This is a genomic window from Thalassolituus sp. ST750PaO-4 (assembly GCF_020320405.1).
Taxonomy (GTDB): domain Bacteria; phylum Pseudomonadota; class Gammaproteobacteria; order Pseudomonadales; family Oceanobacteraceae; genus Venatoribacter; species Venatoribacter alkanivorans.
This window is the reverse complement of record NZ_JABVCB010000001.1, coordinates 254,057-276,415: the sequence shown is the minus strand read 5'-3', so window position 1 is coordinate 276,415 and position 22,359 is coordinate 254,057. Positions and strand designations below refer to the sequence as shown.

Sequence of the window (22,359 nt, the reverse complement as noted above, 5' to 3'; positions counted from 1 at the left end):
TAGCCCGCTAATATCACTCCTCTCTCCTTGTTCTGAGAAAAACTGGCTCTCAGCAGGCCCGATTCACTTAGTGTCAACAGGCCCTAAGAATGCAGGTAAAATCATTCATTGCGCAGAGTCATTTGTGCCAGTGGATTATTTTTACCCGGGAAGGAAATCGCTGCCCTGTGGCGTTTGGAAGGCCCGGTGTGCGTTCAGATTTTTATCCGCACACCGGTCAGGGGTATCAGAATTTAAACTCGCTGATCTGACTGCGGATGGTGGTGGTGATGTTATCCAGATCCGCACTGGAATTCTGAATCATGGCCGTCGCATCAAGGATGCCATCAGACAGGTCTTTTACATGGGTAATATTGCGGCTGATTTCAGTGGTTACACAGCTTTGTTCTTCTGCTGCCGTCGCGATCTGGGCACTCATTTCTTCCATCTGATCAATCAGGGTTGACACTTCATCCATCAGGCGAGCGGTTCCTTCCACTTTTTCCAGACTGTCGTCCGTGCCTTCCTGTGATGTGCTCATGGCCTGTTGTGCACTGCTGACGCATTGTTGCAGTGACTGAATTTTGCTGCGGATTTCTTCAGTGCTCTGTGCTGTGCGGGAGGCGAGTGTCCGGACTTCATCGGCAACCACGGCAAAACCACGACCCTGTTCACCGGCGCGGGCAGCCTCAATCGCCGCATTCAGCGCCAGCAGGTTGGTTTGTTCGGCAATGGTCTGAATCACATCCAGCACCGCACCGATACCTTCGCTTTCTTTGGCCAGTTGTTCCATGCCAGCAATAGATACGCTCATATTTTGCTGCAGCTGGTTGATGGTGGTGCGTGCGGTGTTGGACATGTCGTGGCTTTCTTTTACCCGGTTACGGGTGTTACGCATATTTTCGGCGGCCAGCTCGGCGTGGCTTGCCACTTCACTCACTGACGCACTGACTTCGGTGGTGGCGGTTGCTGCAGAATTCACTTCTTCATTCTGTCGTGTTACCTGATCGGCAGTGGCGCTGCTCGATTTTTTCAGTTGTTCCGAATGGCGGGTCAGGGTATCTGCGGTCTGCTGCATTTCACCAAAAAATGATTGCAGCTGACGGAATAACTGATTCAGTGCCTGGCCCAGCTGAACAAATTCGGCAGCACCTTTTTCGCTGAAGGTTGCGTTCAGTTCACGCCGTTCAGCGACCTGACGAATCCGGTCAATCACATTGACAATCGGGCGGGTGACGCGGTTACCGCTCCAGATACCAATTGCCGTCATCAGACCGGCCATTACAAGGATCAGAATGATGCTTTCCATTATGAGCGTATCTGTCATCTGGCTGACGGTTGCATAGGCTTCATCGCGGTCAATCTCGCTGATCAGTGCCCAGCGGGTGCCGACAAAATCGATATAGGTATAGGCCGACAGTACGGGAACATCACGGTAGTCGTTGATGGTTTGTATACCACTTTCGCCCTGTAATGCTTTTTTGACCGATGGCGTATCCAGCGGCTGCAGGCCAATGGAGGAATTGCGCTGATCAATTTCATTCAGCAGCGTTTTGGATAAGCCAGCCTGCTGCAGAGCCTTAAGATAGGCGGGTTTGTCTTCGATTAAAAAACGGCTCTGACTGCGTGGTGTCATATCCTGGCCGACCAGATAGCTTTCGCCGGATTGGCCAAAGCCGACTTCAGCCCAGCGGCTGTCGTTGGTCATAATGCCGTTAATTTTATCGACCGGCATCTGAAAAATCAGGACTCCGCTGCGTTTACCATCGGTAAAAATGGGCGTGGCAATAAAAGAGGCCGGGGCATTGTAAGAGGGCATGTAAACGGCAAAATCACTGAATGCGACCTGGCCTTCTGGCAGGCTCATGGCTTTGTTGAATACGTCGGCGATGCCACTGTCTTTATAGGGGCCGGTGCGCAGAGAGGTGGCAAAATCCAGCTCTTTAAAGACCGAGTAAATAATATGCCCGCTGTCAGCATCGGCGATAAATACATCGTAATAGCCAAAGCGTTGCTGAAACTGACGCAGATAAGGATGAATGGTGCGGTGTAAATCGTCGTATTCGGTGCCGTTATTCAGGGCGTTCAGCTCGGACTTGGCCCCCAGAGGGTTACTGTTGCCGGAAATATAGGCGCTTTGCAGGTAACGGGCGTTATCGCTCAGGCCGGCGTAAATCTGTTGCTGCGGTGAGTCGTTACCATCGTTCAGCTTGGCAAAGGTGCTATTGAACTCGTTGGCGTAGTAGTTTTTCAGCGGCTGTTCATTCAGTGACTCACCGTATTGCAGTGGATAATCAAAGAATGCAGTTTTCATCAGCACACTGGCCTGCTGAATCAGTGGGCTGCTGCTTAAGGTAATCAGCTGAGATTCCAGTGTGGCCAGGTAGCGTTCGATGCTTGCCTTGTTCAGGTCCCGGCGGCTGACCAATGCCTGAACGACCTGTTGATCAGCACCTTCCCTGGCGGTGGTTATGGAGGTCTGGCTGCCGACGAGGGCTGTCAGAACAACGGCGCAGAGAGTACTGGCAACAATCGTCAGTACCAATTGGTGTTTTATATTCATTAACAGGGTCCATATTCAGGCTTTACGATAAAGCGTAGAATAAACCTCCGTATTTATCGGGGAATATCGTGATAATCTCACGCCATTCTGTGGTGATTTAGTATTAAAACCGGAGTAACACAATGGAACGAACTGAACGCGACTTTTTCGCACGTGATAAAGAAGATCAGGATGCTTTCCTGAGCCAGACCTGGTGCAACAACTGTATGGAAGCCGATCTGGGCATGGTTGAGCCGGTAGAATTTGAGCAGGAAGGTGTGATCTTTATCGAAGGTAAGTGCGCCAAATGTGGCGAGCCGGTAACCACCGAGATTGCCGATGACAGTACCGATGGTGACTGGGACGACGAGTAATCGTTCTGATTGTGGGAGCCTGAAGCAGGCTCCCGGGCATGACTGCTGGCGCGCTGAACAGCGGTTTGAACAGTTCAGCTGTCGCGGTTGATATAACGTAAAATCTCCACCACCTGCAGCGGCGTTTCACAGACCGCCATTGCCGCAGCGTCCACTTCTTTCAGCGGGTGAGTCAGGGCCGGATCGTGTTGCACGATCAGCGATTTCCCCAGCGCCGCAGCGTAGCCTGCATCAAAGGCCGCATTCCACTGCTTGTACTGGTCACCAAAACGCACCACCACAATATCGGCATCGGCAATCAGCTTGCGGGTACGCAGTGCATTGATCTTGGCGGCCTTATGATCTTTCCAGAAGGGTTTCTCTTCGGCGCCCAGAATCTGGTCGCCGCAGTCGTCGCTGGCGCCATGGTTAGTATTTGGCCCGGTCAGTTCAACGTCCAGCCCGGCATCAGCAACGCCACGGGCAATATCGTCGCGCCAGTCCGTATGAATTTCGCCGGATAAATACACGGTCAGTTTCATGGTATGAATTCCTGTTATTCGTGGGTGGTCGCAGCCGTTTGATTGACAGCTGCAGCATCGGCCTTGGCCCAGCGGGTGTACAGCATGCTGCTGAGAAACAGTACGATGCACAGGCTGGCGGCCGTGAATGAGCCAAGGCCAACCAGTACGGCAAAGCTCAGAATCGCCATATACGACAGCCAGGCCGCGGCTTTGTGTGAGCGCTTGATCAGGCCGGGAATAAACAGCAGGAAAGGCAGCACTTTAATCAGCCACCAGAGTACGCCAACGGCGTAATTGGCAGTGCCTTCACTGCCCGCCGGAGCGTTGCTCAGCGTGCTGTACAGTAACACCAGCAGAACCGCCAGATAGCTGGCCAGCATGATGCGGTATGCATTCAGGGTTTTCATCAGTTGGCCTCCGCCAGTGCTTTGGCCAGGGTGGCAATACGTTGCCCCTGCGCCTGACAGAGCTGGCTTTCGGCCTGACTCAGTTCGTTATTGTTATCGGCTCCGGCCCAGTGGCTGGCGCCGTAAGGTGTACCGCCGCTCTGGGTATTGAGCAGGGCGGCTTCGCTGTAGGGAATACCGGCGAATACCATGCCGTGGTGCAGCAGTGGCAGCGCCATACTCAGCAGGGTACTTTCCTGACCGCCGTGCAGTGACGAGCTGGAGGTAAACACCCCGGCCGGTTTGTTGATTAACGCGCCGGTCAGCCACAACGGGCTGGTGCCATCGAGGAAGAACTTCAGTGGTGCGGCCATATTGCCAAAGCGCGTCGGGCTGCCAAGCAGTAAGCCGGCGCAGTGTTTCAGATCATCGGCGCTGCAGTATACGGCGCCGCTGTCCGGAACCGCTGGCAGGCTGGCATCGGTATCGGCCGAAACTTCCGGCACGGTACGCAGCCTGGCTTCCATACCGCTGACTTTTTCGATGCCGCGCGCCATCTGCTGTGCCATGCGCTCCGTTTTGCCATGACGGCTGTAATACAGCACCAGAACGTAAGGCTGGGCCATTACAGAATCTCCAGAACCTGTTGTGGCGGCCGGCCGATACGCGCCTGTGATCCTTTGATCACGATCGGGCGTTCAATCAGCTTCGGGTGCGCGCACATGGCGGCAATGATGTCATCATCGCTCAGCTGCAGATTGTCGAGGCCGGCTTCTTTGTATTCGGCTTCTTTTGTGCGCAGCAGATCACGGGCGCCGATGCCCAGTTTGCTCAGCACACTTTTCAGTTCGGCGGCAGAGGGCACATCCTTCAGATATTCGATCACCTCTGGTTCAATGCCTTGTTCCTGCAGCAGGGCGAGGGTTTCGCGGGATTTGGAACAGCGTGGATTGTGGTAGATCTGTATTTCGCTCATGCTTTGCGTGTCCTGTGTCGTTGTCCGGTATTACCGGCAGCGGATGATGTCTGGCGGCCGTGAACAGCCTGTCGGGCAATTTTGTCTCACGGACTGAATGGCCGGTATCTTAACAAAGGATGCCTGCGCTGAGGAAAAGCTTGCGTAAAAAGCCGGTATTTTTGTTTCCGGCAGCACTCAGACGAACGGGAAATTGAATATGACAGTCAGTGGACAGGAAGCGGCAGCGATTCTTACCCCGGTGCGGCGCTTCTGGCGGCGTTTACGCCTGACAGGCCAGATTTTATGGCAGACACTGAAACGCTTCGAAGGGGAAGAGCGGCGTCGTGATGCCGCCGCGTTAACTTACACCACACTGTTTGCGCTGGTGCCGGTGATCACCGTGACCTATGCCATTCTCAGTGCCATTCCTGAGCTGCAAAGCTGGGGCGATCAGGCCCACGGTGAGCTTCTGGCTTATGTCATGCCGGAGGGCAGTGAAACGATTTCGACTTATCTGGTGCAGTTCAGCCAACAGGCGCGCAAGCTGACCTGGGTTGGGGTCGTTTTTCTGTTTGTAACGGCTTTTATGTTGTTGCGTACCATCGAGATGCAGTTCAACCGCATCTGGAATGTTGATAAGCCGCGTTCCGGCCTGCAAACCTTTTTCCGTTACTGGGCGGTACTCAGTCTTGGCCCGCTGTTGTTCGGGGCAGCCTTCGCCGCCAGCTCGCTGCTGGCGGCGATGCCTTTGTGGCAGGATGCCGGTGCCTTAACCGGCCAGATTGCCTTACCCGTCAGGCTGTTGCCCTGGCTTTTAAGCAGTGGCGCTATTTGTGCGCTGTATATGCTGGTACCCAATTGCCGCGTGCCGTGGCGTAATGCCTTACTGGCGGCGGTGCTGGTAGCTACGGTATTTGAAGCCGGTAAGTTTCTGTTTGCCAAAATGGTCGGGTTATTTCCGTCGTACCAGTTAATTTACGGTGCTTTTGCCGCGGTTCCGCTGTTTCTGCTGTGGATTTATCTGGCCTGGATGCTGTTATTGCTGGGCGCCGAGCTGAGCTACAGCCTGAGCCATGTACGTAGTCAGAAGCGCCGATTGCCGTTGTTATGGCAGCGCCTGTTGCTGTTGCAGACGCTGTGGCAGGCACAGCAATCCGGTCAGCTGCCGGATGAAGCACGCCTGTGCCGGCTGGCCCGTGATCTGCCGGCGGCCGATGTCGGACGCCTGCTGCAGGAGTTTCAGCAGCAGGGCTGGGCGACCCAGACGCAGGATCAGCAATGGGTATGGATTGCCGATCTGAATGGTCTCAGTCTGGCGTCTTTTTTCCGCACACTGACACTGCAGCAATTGCAGCAACCATTACCCGATAACATCAGTGGAGCGGCGTTCCGTGCTCTGCAAAACTGGCAGCAACAGTGGCTTGAACAGCGGAGTAGCTTGCTCGATATGCCATTAAGCGAATTGTTGCCGGCAGGGGCCATTACTGCTGAGGAAGAGCGCGAACCGGCCTGAAAAGTCGCATCTGTGCGTCTGCTTGGGTAGAATCCGCGCACTTTTATAGCAGGCAGCGGGATGGAATTATGAAAAACGCCCTAACGGATCAGGCACCGGACATCGCCGCACCTTCGGTCGCCCTGAAGGTGCATCCATGGCGTTCGGCTCTGTATGAAGAGCTGCACAACCGCCCTTCACCGATCATTGAAGGCAGCTGTCACGTTGCTCACTTTACGGTTCTGCTGAACGATAACCGCGAAGATCTGCATGCCCATGTGGTCGATCTTTGCCGCCGTTTCAGCGTTCCTGCGCCAGCACCGGAATCGTCCTGCCTGTATCAGGATTTCGGTGGTTTTGAGCTGCGCTGGGAGCGTCACCTGGAGTTTGCCAACTTCACCTTTATCTGTCCCGATGTTGAGCCTTTTTCTGCCGATGCGCTGAGCTTTGTACCGAAAGACTGGCTGGCGGCGATGCCCGGTGAGCTGGTGGTGGCGGTGAATCTGGCCTTGGTCGGCGAGCAGCCGGATGAGAAACAGATTCAGCGCTGGTTCGAGGGGCAGCGGGTTTCCGGCGCCTGGGTGGCCGATGATAAAGCCCAGGTGTGGACAGCTTTTAAGCTGCACTCTGATGGTTTTGGCCGCATCGTGGTGTGCAATAAAGGCGCCGCAACCACGACTCAACAACTGACACCGTATCAGACCGGGCGCCTGGTACAACGCTTATTCGAGCTGGAAACCTACCGCCTGATGTCGCTGATGGCGCTGCCGATTGCCCGCCAGATGGGTGGCGAATTAAGCCGTATCGAAGATAACCTGGCGACGCTGAATCAGAGCATTTCCGATATTGATGCCGGTAAAGACGAACGTGTACTGCTGCAGGAATTGTCGCAGCTGGCGGCCGAAGTTGAACGTCACCGCTCCAACACCAACTTCCGTTTTTCGGCGGCCGTGGCCTACCACGATCTGGTGCGTGACCGTCTGCGCCAGCTGAAAGAAAGCCCGATTGAAGGCATGCAGAGTCTGCGTGAGTTTCTTGAACGGCGCCTGACGCCAGGCATTAAAACCTGTAACTCGGTGCGTGACCGGCTGGAAGATTTATCGCGCCGCATCAACCGCACCACCAGTCTGTTACGCACCCGCGTCGACCTGTCGATTCAGGAGCAGAATCAGCATTTACTGTCTTCCATGAACCGCCGCAGTCAGCTGCAGCTGCGGCTGCAGCAAACCGTGGAAGGCTTGTCGGTAGTGGCCATCGGTTACTACATTCTGGCTTTGCTTGGCATTGCTTTTACCGCCCTGAAAGCAGCGGGTCTGAATATCAATAGCGATCTTTTGAAAGGCATTGCCTTACCCGTTGTGCTGGGGGCCGTGTACTGGGGCGTACACAGTCTGCGTCAGCATATTACCCGCCGTGCCCGTGAGCCCGGTGCGGCTCAGGATACGGATGGCCAAAAGGGAAAGTAGCGGCAAAAAGCTGACGCAAAGCGGCGAGTGCTTGCCGCTTTTATTTATAAATTATTGATTATTAACAGGATTGTTCGTCTGGCCTGGTAATTGCTCCTCTCTTTTCAGTCTCTTTGGGAGGATGTCAGGTGGATATCAATAATTCCTCGTCCGGTTATCAGAACCTGCTGGCGATGTTGGGTAAAAGCGTTGCTTCAACAACCGGCGCGCTGAATGGCGACAGCAGCCAGACCGCTGAAAGTGGTGAGGCGGCTGCGGCCGGTCAGTCCAGGTCTGCGGCTGCAGGCCAGATCAATACCGACAGCAGTGATAAAGTCTCTTTTTCCTATCGCGCAGAAAAACTCAGCCGCATCAGTGCAGAGTTTTTTTCCGGCACTATTAATTCCAGCCAGATTCCGGCGCTGACCCAGCGCTTGTATGAAGATGGCTTTTTATCCAACAGTGATTTTCAGGCGCTGGGTGGGCAAACACAGCAGGTATCAGCCATTGCCGAGGCTTCCAATTTTCTTAACAGTTTTATTCTGAACGAAGCCGTGGATGGTGACAGCGAAGCCGCCAAATCATTACTGAATGTTGTGGATGTGATTGGCCGTATGGATGAACGTGCCACACCAGCTCAGCGCCGCGCCGAAACCGAAGCATTTGACTACGTTGCCAACTACACTGATCTGCTGAAAGAGGCGGGAGCACCGGATGATATAGTGGCCGGTTTCGAGAATGTTCTCGATGTTCTGACCGCACTCGATACCGTCCGCAAAAATGAGCAATCGACAGGTGCACTGGCCAGTTATGCCAGCGTTCAGGAAGCATACAATGACCTTTATTCCGATGAGAATTGATGTACGTAATATCGGCACTGTAGTGGCAGGCTGCCTGTGCAGCTGTGCTGCTGCAGCTAATGGCCTGTACTGGGCCAATGAAGGGCCGGCGGCACCGGAAAACGGTGCCGGAACAGAATTTGGCCGCAGCGAGCTGAGCCTGACACTTCCACTGGAGTACAAAAAACGCGGAGCAGAGCAGGTTTCATCATCATTTCATCTGGATATGAGTAAATTCCGCTGGAGCGGCACCACCGCCTTACAAAACGATTATTTCTGGATTTCTTTACCATTGGAGTATCGTCAGAAGCGTGGCAAAAATGCCGAGTTTTTATTACGTGCAGAGCCGGGCTTTATGACCGATTTTAATGTCCTCGACAGCGAGAGCCTGGCGATGAATGCCGATCTGATTGGTCGCATTTACCGTCGCAGCGGTGCGTTCTGGCAGTTCGGTCTTACTGTTAATCGTGAGTTCGGTGACTTTAACCCGCGTCCGGTAATCGGTATGGCAACTAAAGCAACACGCGACACCGAAGTGTTACTGGGTTTTCCGCAAACCAGAATCCAGACACGCTGGAGCAACGATTTATCGTCCTATGTGCATTTGCGTCCGGCCGGTGGTGTCTGGGTTGAAGAAGTGAAAGATCAGACCGGTACTTTTAAGGCAAATTACACTAACTGGAAGCTTGGACTGGGTGGTGAATTTCACTGGCGCGGTGCTTTATGGCTGACAGCAGAGCTGGGCCAGATGCGTCATCGCCGTATTGTGGCAACCGATACCACCGGCGTGCAGGTAAAAGCCACACCAGCCGATGACCGCTACTGGCAGGCCGGTATCGAATTACGTTACTGATGCTGGCGATCAACGGATAGTGAAGAAGCCCGGATTTCCGGGCTTTTTTGTATCTGGCAGATGGTGGCTGCAGGGAAAATTGATCTGCCAGGACTGTTTACAGAGGGGCGTACTTTGTTTTTCTGCCGCATGCTGGCCACTGGTTTATCGTCGTGTGTCTGTTATTGTCGCGCCTCTGTTATTGTCGCGCCTCTGTTATTGTCGCGCCTCTGTTATTGTCGCGCCTCTGTTATTGTCGCGTTTCTGTCATCGTCGCGCGTTGTCAGATCTTTTAATCATGACGTTGCATCTGCTCAGGAAAAAATATGGATAATAATGTGCAAAAAAACGGAACGGCGTCCTGGCTGCATAAACATGGGCGTTCACTACTGGTGGTGTTCATCCTGATGCTGTTATTTCTGCATTTTGTCGTGGGCTTTCATCATATTCCAACGCACTGGGAAAGCTTCCGGATTAATGTGCTGCATCTGGGCGGAGAAGAGTTTTCAGATCTGGATAATGTACCGGAAGCCCGCGATGAAAACGATAATGCAGACTCTGCCTGGGCTGAAAATTCGGCATCGGCACAGGATTTTACCGTCGCTGTTGATGCTCCTGAGGTCCGTTATCCATTCGACATCAATAAAATCATCGATCCGGAGCGTAAAGCTGAAGAAATTAAGGCAATACAGGCAGAACATTTTGAACGACTTGAAATTGCTGATGATTACCCGATTGATGAAAATGCCCAGAGTGGACTGATTCGTCTGACTGAGGGTTTACTGCTGGATGTCATCCGTGAACAGGGCTTAACCATCCGGCTGGGAACCTGTTACAACAATCCGCGGACCGATGGTAACTACCGCTGCATCAGCTGTATGGTGCTGTTATACGACGATACGGTTAACCGCTACCAGGAGGCGCCGGAAGGCATTAACTTTATGAAGCCCGCTTACGATTTTTGCCGGCCTTCAGAGGGGGCGTTATGGCAGGCAAGGGATCTGACGATGAATATCCCCTACGACTATGCATTGTTTAAACGCTACAGCGTGAAAGATAAAGAGCGGCTATAACGCCGCTCTTTTTTATGTGCCTATGAATGCCAGTGCCACAGCTGTCAGTTTAGAAAAGTGCCACAGCTATCTGTGTAGAAAAAGTGCCGCAGCTATCAGCGCAGAAACAGTGCTGCTGAATCGTCGTTAAAATAAAAGGTATTCAGCAGCCACTTATCTTTTGGCTTGTAAAAAATAAAATGCCAGGTCATCAGGTGACGTTCAAATTTTTGCAAAAATATATATTTAACCAGAGTGTCGCCGATCAGCTCTTTGGATACAAAATCGTAGCCTAAGGATTTGCCATAATGCTGATCCATTACCGGCAGTTGCGAGCTGACATTATTCATCTGCGCGTTAAATTCCGCTTCTGAAAACATGACATAAGGTTTTAACAGGGCCAGGCCTTTGAGCATGGCGTTATTACCGACATCGGTCATGACCGCCTCAGCCAGTTCTTTGGTTTTTTCTATTGATGCCAGCGACCTGGCTTCAGCGAAAGCCTGCAGTGGCAGCAGTGCGGAAAGGAGAAACAGGATTCTTATCATGGGGAGGTCTCTGCTGGAGTATTGGCCCGGAAATACGCCGGGAAGCGCTGCAGAGGAAATCGTCAGAACGAAGCGACAGAACGGCTACATGAGGTCAGCGATCCGGAGGGATTGCTGCATTCCTTTGCCTGACGGAGGCTAATGCAGGCAGGCTTCAGGCACAATCGTCAGTATTGGACGCCGGAAGTATCTGGCCCGAAAGGACAGAAATTTGGTGTCCTTTCGGGGTACCGGCAGGTTTATTCCTTATCGGTGGTTTTGTCTGCGATGTCAGGAGCGTTATTCATTGCCGCTGTTGTCGCTTTCGGCTGTTTGTTTTTCTGTTGCTTTGCCCAGCGGATCATCCACTCCTGCAACACATCCAGCGGCAGTGCTCCCTGGCTGAGAAGGGCGGAATGGAAACCGGCAAGATCAAAGCGGCTGCCAAGAATGTCTTTTACCTGCTGGCGAATCGACAGAATACGTAATTCACCCATCTTGTAAGAGGTGGCCTGCCCTGGCATCACCAGATAGCGGTTAACGGCCGCTTCGCTGTCGGCACGGGAAAACGGTGTATTTTCCAGGCGGAAATTAATCGCCTGTTCACGGCTCCAGCCTTTGGCGTGCAGGCCGGTATCCAGTACCAGACGCATGGCGCGCCACAGTTCCATAATCAGGCGTCCGTATTCTTCTTCTGCCGATTCGTAAGCGCCCATTTCGGCGGCCAGTTTTTCGGCATACAAAGCCCAGCCTTCGCTGAAGGCGCTGTAACTGAGATTACGGCGGAAATCCGGCAGCTGTTCATTTTCCTGGGTCAGGGCAATCTGCATATGGTGACCCGGCAGGGCTTCATGGAAGGCAAGGGCCGCCAGACGGTAGCGTGGCAGGTCGTTCATACGCGCCGGATTGACGTAATAAATACCGGGACGGGTGCCGTCCATCGACGGTGACTCATAGAAAGCGATAGGGGCATTGCTCTGGCGATAGTCTTCCACCGCTTTAACCACGATCGGGCTGACCGGCAGGCGGGTAAAAAAGTAGGGCAGGCGTTCGGCCATCTGCCGCACTTTATTTTTCTGATAGCCAATAAATTCATCCCGTCCCTGCTGGTCATCGGGGAAGCGGTAGCTGCGTTCTTCCATCCACTGAAAAAAGTCGCGTAACTGCTGCTGACTGTTACTGCCTTCGGCTGGCTGATAGCCGAGGGCCGGCATCAGGGCAATGATTTCCTGCTGAATGCGGGTAACTTCGGTCAGCCCCAGCTGGTGAATACGGTCGGCATCAAACTGGCTGTTGGTGTAATGCGCCAGCAGCAGCTGGTAGTAACGCAGGCCATCGGTCAGGTTAAGCGCTGCCTGATGCTGCGGTGCGCGTTGCTTCTGCTCGCGTACCAGTGCCAGCATATTGCGGTAGGCCGGTAATACATCCTGCAGCAGTGCTGAACGGGCTTTGCGCTCCAGTAACTTGCGGCTGGATGGGTACAGGTTCAGCTGGTCGAGCTTGCTGTTAAAGTCGGCCCACAGTGGTGAAGCGTCCGGGCCGTTATCAAAAGGAATGCCTTTGATAATGGCTTCCATACTGCTCTCGACGGCCGGGTAAACAAAGGCCGGCGGAATAATGCCGTCTTCTTCCGCAGCGCGGATATTCTCGCCCCAGCGCTTGAATAATGCCGGCACCGCTTCCAGCCGGCTGATGTAATCGCGGGCTTCGGGCACGCTGCTGATCGGGTGGTTATTGATTAATACATCCACCACCAGTGTATGCCAGCCGCCCATCTGGCTGAAGGCGTACTGATGATGTTCAAACGGCACCATTAACAGGCTGAATTCCAGATCTGACAACAGGGTGCGGTAGCTGGCCTGATGGTCGGCTGACAGCGCTTCTTCATCGATGGCGTGCAGGCGGCTGCGCAGGTCCTGATAAAACGCGACCTGCTGCTCCCGTGCCTCAGGAGAAATATCGTCCCAGTCAAACTGGCCGCTGATGCCCAGCTGGCTGCGCAGTACCGGGCTCTGTTCCACCGCAAACTGGTAATACTCATTAAACAACTCATCGGCAGCGGCGTTTGCCTGTTGTTGTTGCTCCTGACTGTAAACCGTTGCCTGAGTATCAGTATCTGGCTTTGGCAGCATGGCCTGACAGCCAGCGAGAACGAGCAGACAGGAAAGAGTGACGGGGCGGAGTAACGAATGTTTCAACACGGTTTTGACTCTGAAAAATGGCGCGGCCGAGTGTAACAGCCACAAGGGCAGGGGTTAAAGAGGAGGGCGGAAGGGGAGCCTTAAAGGGCCGCTTTATTCACAGCATAGGGTGTGCCGTGTGCGCCGTGTTACTCTAACGCCGTATTTCAGAAAGGAGTAACCCATGCGCTGGTTGGTATTGTTAACAGGTTTGCTGGTGTCGCCGCTTTGGGCGCTGGATGCTTTTCCACAGGCGGGTCTGCTGGAAGACAAAACACAGGATGTCAGTAATTATCGTCTGGTTATTTCAGAACTGAAGCGCAATCAGGCCACCACCTATGGCGAGCATGAACGGCGTCTGAAAGGTACGCTCTGGCGCCGGGTCTGGGCGGTGGAAGACCGGGTGCCGCTGGATACAGTGATTAATCATTACACGCAGCAGCTGAACGACAGTCGGGTGATTTATCAATGCCGTGCCCTTGATTGCGGCAGCAACCCATTCTGGGCCAATGAAATATTTCATAACGCCCGTCTGGGCGGACGTGAGCAGAATCAGTTTTATATGGTGGCGCTGAAAGAGCAGGAAGGGAGTAAGGAGAAAAAACTCTACGTTCTCTATGTGATAGAGCGTGGCTCAAAGCAGGTGATGGTGAATCTGGATGTGCTGACCACCAGCGATGCTGTGCAGGAAAGAGCGGATATGAATGTGCTGATTCAGCAGGCACTGGTCAGCAGTCATGGCTGGCTGCCGGGGCTGGTGGTCGAAAATGGCCAGATTAATGAACAGCAGAGCAGTGCGCTGATTGCGTATCTGAAAAATCTTGCCCCGGGGATGAAACGCCGTTTATATCTGCTGGTCCATTGCTACGACGCCAGTCATATGAATGACAATATTCAGTGTTCGCAGCGTCTGGCCAAACAGCTGCGGCTGGCAACCTTTGACGGTCAGTATGAACTGAATATTGATGGTCATGGCGCGCTGACGCCAGCGCCGGATAACAGCCTGCAGCCGGCTTTACGTTTTATATTCTGGCCAGGGAGATAAGCATGAAAAAAACAGTAGCACTGGCACTTGGCAGTGGTGCGGCCCGTGGTTACACCCATATCGGTGTGATTGATGCGCTGGAAGCGCGTGGTTATGACATCGTAATGGTGTCCGGTTGTTCGATGGGGGCGGTGGTCGGTGGTTTTTATTGCGCCGGTCAGCTGGATGTTTACCGTAACTGGGTGTGCGGTCTGAAATATCTGGATGTGCTGAAGCTGGTGGATCTGAGTCTGTTATCCGGTGGCGTTATCCGTGGCGACCGGGTGTTTAACATCATCAGTGAAATGCTCAACGGCCGTAACATTGAAGACCTGCCGATTCCCTTTACGGCGGTTGCCACCGATCTGACCAATAAAAAAGAAATCTGGTTTCAGCGTGGTTCGTTGCAGGATGCGGTGCGGGCATCGGCGGCTATTCCCAGTCTGCTGACCCCGGTGGCGAACAATGGCCGTATGCTGGTGGATGGCGCGGTGCTGAATCCGCTGCCGATTACCCCCTGTGTGTCCGCCCATGCTGACTTTATTATTGCCGTGGATCTGAACGCTGAAGTGCCGGTACCGCAGGAGCTGGTACACGATCCGGAAAGCGAGCGCAAAGAAAAGCAGGACTGGTTCAACACGCTGGTGGATAAGGCCAGTCAGTGGTTCGAAAACAAAAGCAATGCGCGCAAAGAAGCGAATGACAGCCTCGGCAAACTGGATATTCTGAATCAGGTGTTTGAGGTGATGTCAGCATCGCTGACTCAGTACAAAATTGCCGGTTACCCGCCGGATCTGCTGATCAAAATCCCGCTGAACTGCTGTGAGGTCTACGAGTTTTACCGTGCCGAAGAAATGATCGCGCTGGGTCGTCATATTGCCGATCAGGCGCTGGATGCGTTTGAGGCCGGTAACAGCAGCCTGTATGGCCAGCGTATGGGCTGAAGGCCCTGAGTCAGGCAGCGAATCGTACGGTGGAAAGATGCCCTAAGCCGGCAAAATAGGTAAACTAGCGCACTTTCTGCCCGATTCATCTCACAGAGCTTTTCTTTTATGGATTTACAGCATCACGCCGAATGTGCCGTTGATGAACTTAACACCCTGCAGGATGTGATCCGCTGGTCGGTCAGCCGTATGTCAGAGGCTGGTATTTACTATGGTCACGGCACTGATAATCCCTGGGATGAAGCTTTGTTACTGGTTACCCACGCCCTGCATCTGCCGTGGAATCTGGCCAACGAATGGCGCAACGCGCAGCTGACCCGGACAGAGCGTCAGGCGGCGATTGAGCTGATTCTTACCCGTATTGAACAGCGCGTACCGGCACCTTACTTAACCGGCGTGGCCTGGTTCTGCAATCTGCCTTTTGTGGTGGATGAGCGGGTACTTATTCCACGTTCGCCTATTGGCCAGATGATTGATCAGGGCTTTGCGCCCTGGTGGCAGGGCCATACACTGGACGGTCAGCCGCAGCCACAGCGTATTATGGATCTGTGCACCGGCAGTGGTTGTATCGGTATCGCTATGGCGAAAAAATTCCCGCAGGCCGAGGTTGAGCTGCTCGATCTGTCGTTCGAGGCGCTGGAAGTTGCCGATGAAAATATTCAGCGTCACCAGCTGGAAGACAGGGTGATGGCACTGCAGTCGGATCTGTTTGCTGCCGCCAGCGGCAAATACGATCTGATCGTGTCCAATCCGCCCTATGTCGATGCCGATGATATGAGCTGCCTGCCGGAGGAATACCACCACGAGCCGGAACTGGCGCTGGCAGCCGGGGAAGATGGCCTCGATCTGGTGCGCATCATGTTAAAAGAAGCCCGCCAGTATCTGACCGATGATGGTCTGCTAGTGGTGGAAGTCGGTAACAGCTGGCCGGCTCTGGCCGCGGCGTATCCGCAGTTACCTTTTGTCTGGCCGGAGTTTGAACACGGCGGACACGGCGTGTTTGTGCTGCAGGCGCGCGACTTAGATTTGCTGAATTAGATTTATTGAATTAATAGACGGCCGCCTGACCGGCCCTGAAATAAGAGACTGATTATGTCCGGAAATACCTTTGGCAAAAGTTTCACCGTGACCACCGCCGGTGAAAGTCATGGCCTGGCGCTGGTGGCTGTCGTTGATGGCTGCCCTCCGGGTATTGAACTGAGTGAAGCCGATCTGCAGCTTGATCTTGATCGCCGTAAGCCCGGTACCTCACGCTATACCACCCAGCGTCGTGAAGACGATGTGGTGAAAATCCTGTCCGGCGTGTTTGAAGGCAAAACCACGGGCACACCGATTGGCCTGCTGATCGAGAACACTGACCAGCGTTCGAAAGATTACGCTGACATCGCCAAGACCTTCCGTCCGGCCCATGCCGATTATGCGTATACACAGAAATACGGTTTCCGTGATTACCGTGGCGGTGGCCGTTCGTCAGCCCGCGAAACCGCAATGCGTGTGGCGGCGGGTGCTATTGCCAAGAAAGTGCTGGCAGCGAAAGGCATTCAGGTGCGTGGTTACTTAAGCCAGCTGGGGCCGATCAAAATCGAACAGTTCGATTGGGATCAGGTGGAGCAGAACCCGTTCTTCAGCCCGGATGCCTCTAAAGTGGCCGAAATGGAAACCTACATGAACGCGCTGCGTAAAGAAGGTAATTCCGTTGGTGCGAAAATCTCTGTGGTGGCGACCGGTCTGTTCCCGGGCCTGGGTGAGCCGATTTTTGATCGTCTGGATGCCGAGCTGGCCCATGCGCTGATGAGCATCAATGCGGTAAAAGGTGTTGAAATTGGCGATGGCTTTGCCTGTGTTGAGCAGAAAGGCACCGAGCACCGTGATGAAATGACGCCGGAAGGCTTCTTAAGTAACCATGCCGGTGGTGTGCTGGGTGGTATTTCCACCGGTCAGGACATCATTGCACATATCGCGCTGAAGCCGACCTCCAGCCTGATCATTCCGGGCCGTTCCATTGATTCTGATGGCAACCCGATTGAAGTGATTACCAAAGGTCGTCACGACCCTTGTGTGGGCATCCGTGCCACGCCCATTGCCGAAGCGATGATGGCGATGGTGCTGTGTGATCATCTGCTGCGTCATCGTGGCCAGAACGCTGATGTGCACTGCACAACACCGGTGATTGCCGCTGAGGCAAAACAGTAAAATGAAGGGCCGGCTCTGCCGGCCCTTTTTTGTATAACCGCACTTCAGGCATGAGGCTGAGCGTTCAACGCCATGATGTCTTCCGCTTTGCCGTTTAAACGGCTCTCTTTCTTTTACGCCCTGTATTTCGCCCTGTTGGGTTGTATCGCTCCTTATTGGGGGTTATTTCTGCAGAACCGCAGTTTTAATCCGGAGCAGATCGGTCAGCTGATGGCCTGCTTCGGGCTGGTACGAATTCTTGCACCGAATCTCTGGGCTTACTGGAGCCGTTATTTCCGTACGCCAATGCAGATGGTGCGCTGGGCCGGGATGCTGACCATGCTGTGCTTCTCGCTGATCTGGTGGGCTGACAGCTTTGTCAGCATGGCGGCGGTGATGATTCTGTACGGTTTTTTCTGGGCTGCCATGCTGCCACAGTACGAAGCCATGACATTACAGCACTGTGGCACACAGGCTGATATCTATGGCCGTATCCGTATGTGGGGCTCTATCGGTTTTGTGCTGGTGGTTTTGGGCGCAGGTTATTTATTCGAGTGGATTTCCGTTGGCTGGTTGCCGCTGCTGATGCTGAGCCTGATGGCGCTGATCGGTATTAACAGTCTGACCTTGCCGGAACCTGCCGAAGGGCATCCGCAGCCGGCGCCGTCAGGACAATTTTTAAATTTATTAAAATCACGTCCGGTGCAGGTGTTTATTCTGATGAATATTCTGCTGCAGATCAGTCATGGTCCTTATTACACATTTTTCAGTATTTATCTTGAAAATCATGGATATAAACCAGCAGAGATCGGTTTGCTGTGGTCACTTGGGGTTATTGCCGAAGTTTTTTTATTCTGGAAATTTCACCGATTGGTCAGCTTTTTCAGCTGGCGGACCTGGTGCGTATTAAGTTTATTAATTACAGCGGTACGCTGGACGCTGATTGGCAGTCTGGTGGATTTCTGGGGCTGGCTGTTGCTGGCACAGCTGGGACATGCGTTCAGCTTTGCGGCTATGCATGCGGTATCTATGCGCTATATTCAGCATTTATTTCCGCGGCCACTGCAGGGGCGGGCACAGGCGATGTATTCCAGTGTCGGCTTTGGCATCGGCGGTGCGCTTGGCGCCTGGTTAAGCGGCAGCCTGTGGTTGTCTTTGGGTGGCAGTCAGGTCTTTTTTCTGGCTACACTGGCAGCGTTACTGGGGGCTTTTGTCGCCTGGAAAGGACTTGATGAGAAGGAATGCTGACGGCAATATTTTTTAACAGTACGCTATAAAAATAAATCATAGAACGACAGGGAATAAACAATGAAAATTAATGTCACTTTTGATCTTACGCCGGAAGAATTTCGCCGGGTAATGGGACTGCCGGATGTACAGGAGTTCCAGAAAGAACTTTTTGCCAGCATGCTGGAAAAAATGAAATCCGGCGAAGACGGCTACGATGCCATGAGTTTATATCAGCCAATGTTTAACGAAGGCATGAATGCAATGGGACAGTTTCAGAAAATGATGCTGAGCATGATGTCGGGTGCATCTTCTTCTGATAAAGAGAACAGTTAGAATTTAAAGTGAATGCTCTAGGGCAATTGGCGCCAGCCTTTGGCCTCATTGTTAAGTGCTTTAAAAATCGATCATGATAAAGGCTGATATTAATCAAGAAATTTATCGTTGAATGCGCTGCTGTCATTTAAGTGTAAGATAAAATGCCCTAGTATGGATTCACCCCAACTGCTATTAGACTTTTGAAGGAGCAAGACTATGCAAGAGAATATTCTTAATGCATTCGCAGAGCAGGCTAAAACCATGTACGCACCCATGGCGAAATTTAACAGTCTGTTTGTCGACAACATGGAAAAAATGACGGAGTTCCAACTGAACGCCATCAAATCGTATGCAGACCTGGGTCTGGAGCAGATGAAAAAAGCTGCTGAAGTGAAAGATGCAGAAAGCATGCGTTCTTTTACTGCTAACCAGGCGGAAACTGCTTCGGCACTGAACAAAAAAGTGATGGAAGATGCCAAGGCATTTTCTGACATGGCGATGGAATTCAAAACTCAGATCGAATCCATCATGGAAGAAGCCCGCTCAACTGCAGCGGCTACCACCACCACCGCTAAGCCAGCTGCTGCTAAACCTAAATCAGCTGCCTGATCTCGTCTGATGTCAGAGGCCACCTTCGGGTGGCCTTTTTTGCTCAATCGTTTCTGAATGCAGGTGATACATGAATATGCCAATGGAAAGCATAGAAACAGCCGTTAGTGATTTTTATGATATGGCCAGCCGGGCAGCCGAGCAGTACGGACGTCTGCTGGAAAAGGCGGTTAACCAGCCAACCACGGCTGATGACCCGGCAGCATCTGTGCTGACCGATTTCAGCGAAGCCTTCCGTGAGCTGGGCGAGCACATGCTGGAGAACCCGGGCAAGCTGATGAGTTACCAGATGGATCTGCTGAAAAAACAGCAGGAACTGTATCAGCACACGGCTTTGCGCTTTTTAGGGAAAGACGCTGATCCGGTAGTTACACCGGATAAAAGCGATAAGCGCTTCAAAGATGCACAGTGGAGCGAGAATCCGCTGTTCGATTACATCAAACAACTCTATCTGTTGCAGGGCAATACCCTGATGCAGATGGTCAAAGATACCGACGGCCTGAGCGAGCATGCGCACCAGAAAGTTGAGTATTTTGTTCGCCAGTACGTCAATGCCCTGGCGCCCACCAATTTTGCCGCACTGAACCCTGAGGTCATCCGTAAAACACTGGAAAGTGGTGGTGCCAATCTTTATGCCGGTATGGAACAGCTGGGTGAAGATCTGGAGGCCAGTGTAAAAGGGGCGCTGAACGTTGCCATGACTGACACCAGTGCGTTTCAGGTTGGCCGCAATCTGGCGACCACTCCTGGCAAAGTGGTGTATCAGAATGACCTGATTCAACTGATCCAGTACACACCAACAACGGAAAAAACGTATAAGCGTCCGCTGCTGGTTATTCCGCCATTTATTAACAAGTATTACATTCTTGATCTGCGCGAGAGTAATTCGTACCTGAAATGGCTGGTTGATCAGGGACATACGGTGTTCTGTATTTCCTGGATTAATCCGGGGCCGTCGCTGCGCGATAAAGGGTTCGACAACTATATGCTCGAAGGCCCGATCGCGGCACTGGACGCCATTGAGCAGGCTACCGGTGAGAAAGAAGTTAACGCCATCGGTTATTGTCTGGGCGGTACTTTGCTGGCAGCCACGCTGGCTTACCTGAAGAAAAAGAAACAAGAACCGATTAAGTCTGCAACCTTTCTGGCGACCCTGACTGATTTTTCCCAACCGGGAGAGATTGGCGTCTTTATCAATGAGACGGCCATTGCGGCGCTGGAAAAACAGATGAATTTACTCGGGTATTACGACGGCCGGCAAATGGCTTTCAGTTTTAATACTCTGCGGGAAAATGATCTGTTCTGGTCGTTCTTTATTAACAACTATCTGAAAGGTGAGCGCCCGGCGGCTTTTGATCTGTTGTACTGGAATACCGACAGCACCAACCTGCCGGCGGCGATGCATTCTTTCTACCTGCGTAATATGTACCTGGAAAATAAACTGGTGCAGAAAAATGCACTGGAACTGGATGGCGAGAAAATCGATCTGAGTGCGATCAGCATTCCGACCTATTTCCTTTCTACCGCTCAGGATCATATTGCTCTGTGGCAGGGAACCTATAAAGGTCCGCTGCTGATGGGTGGTAAAAACCGCTTTGTGCTGGGTGGCTCAGGCCATATCGCCGGGGTTGTTAATCCTCCTTCAGCCAATAAATATGGCTACTGGACGAACGAAGCTCTGCCTCAGGATCCGGAAGAGTGGTACCGCAATGCAGAGCAGCATGAAGGTTCGTGGTGGCTTGACTGGCAGCAGTGGGCAACCGCTCAGGGTGGCTCTGAGCAGACCGACGCACGTGAGCCTGGAAGCGGTAAGCTCGGTATTATCGAAGATGCTCCGGGGCGTTATGTTAAACAACGCATCATTGATGTGCTGACTAAGTAATCAGCCCTGATTACTGGCTCACAAAAACGGCGCTTCGGCGCCGTTTTTGTTTTTCCATAATTCCGCTATGATGGCCGCAGCATTCAGTTGTAAGGATTTTGCGTGTCACAATTCGATCAGGAATCCATCGTCTACGGCGTGATCCGCCATATACCGGCTACCGATGAGTTCAGTGCCCGTCTTCACCGCCGCGCCAACTGGAGTGCCATTCAGTCATTGCCCTTAGGTGTCGATGATGACTGGTCACTGTTGTGCCGGGAAATGTTCTCCATGCCCGGCGATGATGTGTTCAGTGGCACTTACCACACTCAGCTGATTCACTTTGCTGCTTCCTATAAAGCGGTGGAGTATGAGTGGGAACAGTGGCTGCGTCAGTTCGAGGCTTTGCTGAAAAGCATGTACTGGGTGTCGGCCACCGTGCACCTGGAAACCGAGCTGTCCGGTAAGCACACTTTTAACTGGAACGCCGACCAGGGCCATGTGCCTTCAGATGCCGATCTGCGCATGAGCTGTGAGTGGGAGAGGGAGGCAGGTTTTGCCATCTGATTCCCTCCCGCCCGATGATCACAACTACGCCCGTACTTCTGATAGCGAAGAGGCTCCTTACGGTGAAGATGCGCCGCAGGAAGGCGTTCTGGCAATTCCTTACCAACAGCTGAGTGCTGAGGCGCTGGACGGCATTCTGGAAGACTTTGTCTGCCGTGAAGGCACAGATTACGGCGATTACGACGTCAGCCTGGAAGATAAAAAAGCTCAGGTTAAAGCCCAGTTAGCCGATGGCAGTGCCATGCTTTTGTTTGACCCCGTCCAACAGACCTGCCACATTGAAATGACCCGCGTATTACGCAGTCATGGCTGGTCTGGTGGTGACTATGGACGACCTTAAACAGCAACAACTGAAACGACGCCTGCGCACGGCGATTGGCGAGATTGATGAGATGAAAGCCCAGTTGGCTGAAGTCCGCCGCTGCTGTGCTGAGCTGGCCGCCGCTATGCGCCAGATCCGCGAAGATGCTGAACAGGCAAGACTGGAAGCTGAGCGGCGTAAGCGTATCAAACGCGTTGTCTGATCTT

Annotated in this window: 24 protein-coding genes; 17 read left to right on the top strand and 7 right to left on the bottom strand. The window is 53.0% G+C overall.

Going from position 1 to position 22,359, the window contains the following annotated elements:
* Positions 1-226: 226 nt before the first annotated feature.
* Positions 227-2,542: a methyl-accepting chemotaxis protein gene (locus tag HUF18_RS01320; RefSeq protein ID WP_225690861.1), complete on the bottom strand. Its 2,316-nt coding sequence runs from the start codon at positions 2,540-2,542 to the stop codon at positions 227-229.
* A gap of 122 nt (positions 2,543-2,664) precedes the next feature.
* Between HUF18_RS01320 and HUF18_RS01315 the strand changes: the two genes are divergently transcribed.
* The gene (locus tag HUF18_RS01315) at positions 2,665-2,895 is read left to right on the top strand and encodes a hypothetical protein (protein WP_145470142.1); all 231 of its coding nucleotides are present in this window, start codon (positions 2,665-2,667) and stop codon (positions 2,893-2,895) included.
* A 74-nt stretch (positions 2,896-2,969) separates the two neighbouring features.
* On the opposite strand, the gene HUF18_RS01310 is transcribed toward HUF18_RS01315, so the two are convergent.
* From HUF18_RS01310 to arsC, 4 genes are read right to left on the bottom strand one after another with little or no spacing between them, the layout of a single operon-like run.
* Entirely contained in the window at positions 2,970-3,416 is a 447-nt protein-coding gene (locus HUF18_RS01310; protein ID WP_225690860.1) for a YtoQ family protein, read from the bottom strand.
* Between the two features lie 14 nt (positions 3,417-3,430).
* Positions 3,431-3,805, bottom strand: coding sequence for a DUF2069 domain-containing protein (locus HUF18_RS01305; RefSeq protein ID WP_225690859.1), 375 nt, complete (start codon positions 3,803-3,805; stop codon positions 3,431-3,433).
* Positions 3,805-4,410, bottom strand: coding sequence for an NAD(P)H:quinone oxidoreductase (gene wrbA, locus HUF18_RS01300; protein ID WP_145470148.1), 606 nt, complete (start codon positions 4,408-4,410; stop codon positions 3,805-3,807). The genes HUF18_RS01305 and wrbA overlap by 1 nt, the downstream gene beginning before the upstream one ends.
* The gene (gene arsC / locus HUF18_RS01295) at positions 4,410-4,760 is read right to left on the bottom strand and encodes an arsenate reductase (glutaredoxin) (RefSeq protein WP_145470150.1); all 351 of its coding nucleotides are present in this window, start codon (positions 4,758-4,760) and stop codon (positions 4,410-4,412) included. Before arsC ends, wrbA begins: the two co-directional genes overlap by 1 nt.
* Positions 4,761-4,959: 199 nt before the next feature.
* Between arsC and HUF18_RS01290 the strand changes: the two genes are divergently transcribed.
* The 5 genes from HUF18_RS01290 to HUF18_RS01270 all read left to right on the top strand — a co-directional run bounded on the left by HUF18_RS01290 (position 4,960) and on the right by HUF18_RS01270 (position 10,423).
* Positions 4,960-6,255: a YihY family inner membrane protein gene (locus HUF18_RS01290; protein ID WP_225690858.1), complete on the top strand. Its 1,296-nt coding sequence runs from the start codon at positions 4,960-4,962 to the stop codon at positions 6,253-6,255.
* Positions 6,256-6,323: 68 nt separating this feature from the next.
* Positions 6,324-7,700: a DUF3422 family protein gene (locus tag HUF18_RS01285; RefSeq protein WP_145470154.1), complete on the top strand. Its 1,377-nt coding sequence runs from the start codon at positions 6,324-6,326 to the stop codon at positions 7,698-7,700.
* Between the two features lie 128 nt (positions 7,701-7,828).
* Complete coding sequence (locus HUF18_RS01280) at positions 7,829-8,539, top strand: hypothetical protein (RefSeq protein ID WP_225690857.1); 711 nt, start codon at positions 7,829-7,831, stop codon at positions 8,537-8,539.
* Positions 8,514-9,371 (top strand): hypothetical protein, encoded by an 858-nt coding sequence (locus tag HUF18_RS01275; RefSeq protein ID WP_225690856.1) that lies wholly within the window; start codon positions 8,514-8,516, stop codon positions 9,369-9,371. The genes HUF18_RS01280 and HUF18_RS01275 overlap by 26 nt, the downstream gene beginning before the upstream one ends.
* A gap of 305 nt (positions 9,372-9,676) precedes the next feature.
* Entirely contained in the window at positions 9,677-10,423 is a 747-nt protein-coding gene (locus tag HUF18_RS01270; RefSeq protein ID WP_225690855.1) for a hypothetical protein, read from the top strand.
* 95 nt (positions 10,424-10,518) lie between these two features.
* On the opposite strand, the gene HUF18_RS01265 is transcribed toward HUF18_RS01270, so the two are convergent.
* Both HUF18_RS01265 and HUF18_RS01260 read right to left on the bottom strand, forming a co-directional pair.
* Entirely contained in the window at positions 10,519-10,950 is a 432-nt protein-coding gene (locus HUF18_RS01265; protein WP_225690854.1) for a hypothetical protein, read from the bottom strand.
* A gap of 239 nt (positions 10,951-11,189) precedes the next feature.
* The gene (locus tag HUF18_RS01260; protein WP_225690853.1) at positions 11,190-13,061 is read right to left on the bottom strand and encodes a DUF885 domain-containing protein; all 1,872 of its coding nucleotides are present in this window, start codon (positions 13,059-13,061) and stop codon (positions 11,190-11,192) included.
* A 232-nt stretch (positions 13,062-13,293) separates the two neighbouring features.
* Here HUF18_RS01260 and HUF18_RS01255 point away from each other — a divergent pair, with 232 nt between their 5' ends.
* The 11 genes from HUF18_RS01255 (at position 13,294) to HUF18_RS01205 (ending at position 22,355) form a co-directional block, all read left to right on the top strand.
* Positions 13,294-14,154: a DUF4892 domain-containing protein gene (locus tag HUF18_RS01255; protein ID WP_225690852.1), complete on the top strand. Its 861-nt coding sequence runs from the start codon at positions 13,294-13,296 to the stop codon at positions 14,152-14,154.
* Positions 14,155-14,156: 2 nt separating this feature from the next.
* Positions 14,157-15,077, top strand: coding sequence for a patatin-like phospholipase family protein (locus tag HUF18_RS01250; protein WP_145470166.1), 921 nt, complete (start codon positions 14,157-14,159; stop codon positions 15,075-15,077).
* A 108-nt stretch (positions 15,078-15,185) separates the two neighbouring features.
* Positions 15,186-16,115 (top strand): 50S ribosomal protein L3 N(5)-glutamine methyltransferase, encoded by a 930-nt coding sequence (prmB, locus tag HUF18_RS01245; RefSeq protein ID WP_145470168.1) that lies wholly within the window; start codon positions 15,186-15,188, stop codon positions 16,113-16,115.
* A 54-nt stretch (positions 16,116-16,169) separates the two neighbouring features.
* Positions 16,170-17,270, top strand: a complete 1,101-nt coding sequence (gene aroC / locus HUF18_RS01240; protein WP_145470169.1) for a chorismate synthase — start codon at positions 16,170-16,172, stop codon at positions 17,268-17,270.
* 72 nt (positions 17,271-17,342) lie between these two features.
* Positions 17,343-18,497: an MFS transporter gene (locus HUF18_RS01235; RefSeq protein ID WP_225690851.1), complete on the top strand. Its 1,155-nt coding sequence runs from the start codon at positions 17,343-17,345 to the stop codon at positions 18,495-18,497.
* A gap of 60 nt (positions 18,498-18,557) precedes the next feature.
* Positions 18,558-18,812, top strand: a complete 255-nt coding sequence (locus HUF18_RS01230; protein ID WP_145470173.1) for a DUF6489 family protein — start codon at positions 18,558-18,560, stop codon at positions 18,810-18,812.
* A 198-nt stretch (positions 18,813-19,010) separates the two neighbouring features.
* Positions 19,011-19,403: a phasin family protein gene (locus HUF18_RS01225; protein ID WP_145470175.1), complete on the top strand. Its 393-nt coding sequence runs from the start codon at positions 19,011-19,013 to the stop codon at positions 19,401-19,403.
* Positions 19,404-19,473: 70 nt separating this feature from the next.
* Positions 19,474-21,285 carry a class I poly(R)-hydroxyalkanoic acid synthase gene (gene phaC / locus HUF18_RS01220; RefSeq protein WP_225690850.1) on the top strand — a complete coding sequence of 604 codons (1,812 nt, stop codon included), beginning with the start codon at positions 19,474-19,476 and terminating at the stop codon, positions 21,283-21,285.
* 102 nt (positions 21,286-21,387) lie between these two features.
* A complete protein-coding gene (locus HUF18_RS01215; RefSeq protein ID WP_145470179.1) occupies positions 21,388-21,831 on the top strand; it encodes a hypothetical protein in 444 nt (147 codons plus the stop codon).
* Positions 21,821-22,171 carry a YheU family protein gene (locus tag HUF18_RS01210; protein ID WP_225690849.1) on the top strand — a complete coding sequence of 117 codons (351 nt, stop codon included), beginning with the start codon at positions 21,821-21,823 and terminating at the stop codon, positions 22,169-22,171. Before HUF18_RS01215 ends, HUF18_RS01210 begins: the two co-directional genes overlap by 11 nt.
* The gene (locus HUF18_RS01205) at positions 22,158-22,355 is read left to right on the top strand and encodes a hypothetical protein (protein WP_225690848.1); all 198 of its coding nucleotides are present in this window, start codon (positions 22,158-22,160) and stop codon (positions 22,353-22,355) included. The genes HUF18_RS01210 and HUF18_RS01205 overlap by 14 nt, the downstream gene beginning before the upstream one ends.
* The last annotated feature ends 4 nt before the right edge of the window (positions 22,356-22,359 follow it).

Coding starts and splice junctions, on each gene's coding strand:
- HUF18_RS01275 (WP_225690856.1), top strand. CDS start 8,514: ATGACCTTTATTCCGATGAGAATTGATGTACGTAATATCGGCACTGTA.
- HUF18_RS01225 (WP_145470175.1), top strand. CDS start 19,011: ATGCAAGAGAATATTCTTAATGCATTCGCAGAGCAGGCTAAAACCATG.
- HUF18_RS01285 (WP_145470154.1), top strand. CDS start 6,324: ATGAAAAACGCCCTAACGGATCAGGCACCGGACATCGCCGCACCTTCG.
- HUF18_RS01260 (WP_225690853.1), bottom strand. CDS start 13,061: ATGCTGCCAAAGCCAGATACTGATACTCAGGCAACGGTTTACAGTCAG.
- HUF18_RS01230 (WP_145470173.1), top strand. CDS start 18,558: ATGAAAATTAATGTCACTTTTGATCTTACGCCGGAAGAATTTCGCCGG.
- HUF18_RS01315 (WP_145470142.1), top strand. CDS start 2,665: ATGGAACGAACTGAACGCGACTTTTTCGCACGTGATAAAGAAGATCAG.
- HUF18_RS01235 (WP_225690851.1), top strand. CDS start 17,343: ATGATGTCTTCCGCTTTGCCGTTTAAACGGCTCTCTTTCTTTTACGCC.
- prmB (WP_145470168.1), top strand. CDS start 15,186: ATGGATTTACAGCATCACGCCGAATGTGCCGTTGATGAACTTAACACC.
- phaC (WP_225690850.1), top strand. CDS start 19,474: ATGAATATGCCAATGGAAAGCATAGAAACAGCCGTTAGTGATTTTTAT.
- HUF18_RS01310 (WP_225690860.1), bottom strand. CDS start 3,416: ATGAAACTGACCGTGTATTTATCCGGCGAAATTCATACGGACTGGCGC.
- HUF18_RS01290 (WP_225690858.1), top strand. CDS start 4,960: ATGACAGTCAGTGGACAGGAAGCGGCAGCGATTCTTACCCCGGTGCGG.
- HUF18_RS01255 (WP_225690852.1), top strand. CDS start 13,294: ATGCGCTGGTTGGTATTGTTAACAGGTTTGCTGGTGTCGCCGCTTTGG.
- HUF18_RS01270 (WP_225690855.1), top strand. CDS start 9,677: ATGGATAATAATGTGCAAAAAAACGGAACGGCGTCCTGGCTGCATAAA.
- wrbA (WP_145470148.1), bottom strand. CDS start 4,410: ATGGCCCAGCCTTACGTTCTGGTGCTGTATTACAGCCGTCATGGCAAA.
- HUF18_RS01320 (WP_225690861.1), bottom strand. CDS start 2,542: ATGAATATAAAACACCAATTGGTACTGACGATTGTTGCCAGTACTCTC.
- aroC (WP_145470169.1), top strand. CDS start 16,170: ATGTCCGGAAATACCTTTGGCAAAAGTTTCACCGTGACCACCGCCGGT.
- HUF18_RS01265 (WP_225690854.1), bottom strand. CDS start 10,950: ATGATAAGAATCCTGTTTCTCCTTTCCGCACTGCTGCCACTGCAGGCT.
- HUF18_RS01250 (WP_145470166.1), top strand. CDS start 14,157: ATGAAAAAAACAGTAGCACTGGCACTTGGCAGTGGTGCGGCCCGTGGT.
- HUF18_RS01305 (WP_225690859.1), bottom strand. CDS start 3,805: ATGAAAACCCTGAATGCATACCGCATCATGCTGGCCAGCTATCTGGCG.
- HUF18_RS01205 (WP_225690848.1), top strand. CDS start 22,158: ATGGACGACCTTAAACAGCAACAACTGAAACGACGCCTGCGCACGGCG.
- arsC (WP_145470150.1), bottom strand. CDS start 4,760: ATGAGCGAAATACAGATCTACCACAATCCACGCTGTTCCAAATCCCGC.